The following is a 1,775-nucleotide window of genomic DNA, read 5'->3' on the forward strand; positions in this document are numbered from 1 at the left end:
GCCGACTCACCCTGCGCCGATTAGCGTTGCGCAGGAACCCTTGGTCTTCCGGCGTGGGAGTTTTTCACTCCCATTGTCGTTACTCATGTCAGCATTCGCACTTCTGATACCTCCAGCAAGCTTCTCAACTCACCTTCAACGGCTTACACAACGCTCCCCTACCACATGCACTAAGTGCACATCCGCAGCTTCGGTATCCAGTTTGAGCCCCGTTACATCTTCCGCGCAGGCCGACTCGACTAGTGAGCTGTTACGCTTTCTTTAAAGGGTGGCTGCTTCTAAGCCAACCTCCTAGCTGTCTGAGCCTTCCCACATCGTTTCCCACTTAACTGGAATTTGGGGACCTTAGCTGGCGGTCTGGGTTGTTGCCCTCTTCACGACGGACGTTAGCACCCGCCGTGTGTCTCCCACGTTGTACTCCTCGGTATTCGGAGTTTGCATCGGTTTGGTAAGCCGGGATGGCCCCCTAGCCGAAACAGTGCTCTACCCCCGAGGGTAATCACGTGAGGCGCTACCTAAATAGCTTTCGGGGAGAACCAGCTATCTCCAGGCTTGATTAGCCTTTCACTCCGACCCACAAGTCATCCGAATCTTTTTCAACAGATCCCGGTTCGGTCCTCCAGTGCCTGTTACGGCACCTTCAACCTGCTCATGGGTAGATCGCCTGGTTTCGGGTCTAATCCCAGCAACTAAACGCCCTATTAAGACTCGGTTTCCCTACGGCTCCCCTATCCGGTTAACCTCGCTACTGAAATTAAGTCGCTGACCCATTATACAAAAGGTACGCAGTCACACCCCGAAGGATGCTCCCACTGCTTGTACGTACACGGTTTCAGGTTCTATTTCACTCCCCTCTCCGGGGTTCTTTTCGCCTTTCCCTCACGGTACTGGTTCACTATCGGTCAGCCAGGAGTATTTAGCCTTGGAGGATGGTCCCCCCAATTTCAGTCAAGATAACACGTGTCCCGACCTACTCGATTTCACTTCAAACGACCTTTCGCATACGGGGCTATCACCCACTATGGCCGGCCTTTCCAGACCGTTCTGCTAAATCGTAAGAAACTTAAGGGCTAATCCGCGTTCGCTCGCCGCTACTGACGGAATCTCGGTTGATTTCTGTTCCTACGGGTACTTAGATGTTTCAGTTCCCCGCGTTCGCCTCCCAAGACCTATGTATTCAGTCAAGGGATAACCAACTTACGTTGGCTGGGTTGCCCCATTCGGAGATCTCCGGGTCAAACGGTTGTTTGCCACCTAACCGGAGCTTATCGCAGGCTACAACGTCCTTCATCGCCTCTGGCTGCCAAGGCATCCACCGTGTACGCTTGATCACTTGACCATATAACCCAAAACAGCCTCAGTGTTGAACGGCCATCCCAAGTCATAAAGCCACGATCAGTTGAACGATAATCGCCAAAGACACAAGCGTCAGACTTCTTCATAGACACTCGCATTCTTCAGTGAATGCTTTTCGACTTCTATCCATCTTGTTAAAGAGCAAGCTGCAGCTCGTCACATACAGCTCTGACTAAAAAGCCAGAAGCAAATGATCGACAATCATTTGGTTCTGACTTCTATCGAGTCCCAACCCGTTCCGTCCCGAAGGAGAGTCTGGTGGAGCTAAGCGGGATCGAACCGCTGACCTCCAGCGTGCAAGGCAGGCGCTCTCCCAGCTGAGCTATAGCCCCAGAAGTACTGCAAAAATCGTTCAGATCAAGGCATCGAGTGGCGCCGCATAGCCTGCTATGCAAGTCAATCGATAACGTCGAGCTGGA

At 52.5% G+C, this 1,775-nt stretch carries 1 tRNA gene and 1 rRNA gene; both read right to left on the bottom strand.

Annotated features, from left to right (window positions below):
• A 23S ribosomal RNA gene (locus V6D20_22910) occupies positions 1-1,339 on the bottom strand; the annotation flags it as partial.
• Between the two features lie 273 nt (positions 1,340-1,612).
• Positions 1,613-1,688: transfer RNA gene (locus V6D20_22915), tRNA-Ala, on the bottom strand.
• Positions 1,689-1,775: the final 87 nt, after the last annotated feature.

This window comes from Candidatus Obscuribacterales bacterium, assembly GCA_036703605.1.
Lineage (GTDB): Bacteria > Cyanobacteriota > Cyanobacteriia > RECH01 > RECH01 > RECH01.